A 1,054-nucleotide genomic window follows, 5' to 3' on the forward strand; every position below is an offset into this window, starting at 1 on the left:
GGTAAATTGTCAAATCAAGTCGAACGCGTCAGATAACTCATGAATACCTCAAAGGGCGTATTGAAATTAAGTACTTTTCTAGGAATTTGATTGAAATTTAACAAGAACCCTATGATCTCATTTTGAGTCAACCTACTGAAGTCTGTACCTTTAGGATACGTACGTCGTATTCGACCATTTGTATTTTCATTCGTGCCACGCTGACCAGGAACACCGGGATCTGAGAAATAGAAGGGAATTTCAAGACCTTTTTCAACTTCAACCCACATATGAAATTCCTTCCCTCTGTCAGCTGTAATAGACTTCACAAGCTTCTTAGGCAGATGTTTCAGAAGAGAAATGATTTCTTTTGCGGTTTCGCTTGCCGTCTTGGATGCTAACTTTTGAACGATTGTAAAACGACTCGTTCGTTCTGTAAGTGTAAGGATTTGGCTTTTATGAGCTTTACCTATCACTGTATCTACTTCCCAGTGTCCGATTTCACTTCTAGGAGCTTGACGCGCATGAATCTTTTTTAACCGGGGCATCTTCCCACGTGTCTCTTGTTCATTGTTTTTCAATTTCTTCCCTTTACGAATGAGAAGCTTTTGTGATAAACGAAATAACCCTGCAGCAGCGTACCGATAAATACTTGAAACACTTATAGGGAATGGCTTTCCAGTCTTTTTTTCGTATCGACCAACAATCATTTCAGGAGACCAACCCTTCTTCAAATGTACAAGAATGTGCGTAATATCCTTGAGATTTACCTGACGTTTACAGCCACAGTTTTCACGCTTACTATCGTAGTCTACTTGCGCTTGAAGAGCATTGTAAGGAGAAACACGCTGAAGTTCATAGTGAATCGTACTTTTACTTCTCTTTAGCTGTCGTGCGATATAACCAAGAGTCTTATTGGCGATCGTATATTCTTCGATTAAAATACGTTCCCGTGGTAAAATGTGTGTATAGCTCATCGGGAGCACTCCTTTATTAGTTGATTGGCGTTAACTAATGTGTACCCGATTGAGCTATTTTTATTTATCTACCGTTCGACTTAATATGATAATCTACA

General features: G+C 39.3%; 1 protein-coding gene. It reads right to left on the reverse strand.

Going from position 1 to position 1,054, the window contains the following annotated elements; translation table 11 throughout:
• Nucleotides 1-14: 14 nt before the first annotated feature.
• Complete coding sequence (locus CSV72_RS16525; protein ID WP_099679249.1) at nucleotides 15-956, reverse strand: IS30 family transposase; 942 nt, start codon at nucleotides 954-956, stop codon at nucleotides 15-17.
• Between the last annotated feature and the right edge of the window lie 98 nt (nucleotides 957-1,054).

This window comes from Sporosarcina sp. P20a, assembly GCF_002743175.1.
Taxonomy (GTDB): Bacteria; Bacillota; Bacilli; order Bacillales_A; family Planococcaceae; genus Sporosarcina.

Excerpts from the sequence above, each read along its gene's own strand:
- CSV72_RS16525 (WP_099679249.1), bottom strand. The coding sequence starts at position 956 with ATGAGCTATACACACATTTTACCACGGGAACGTATTTTAATCGAAGAA.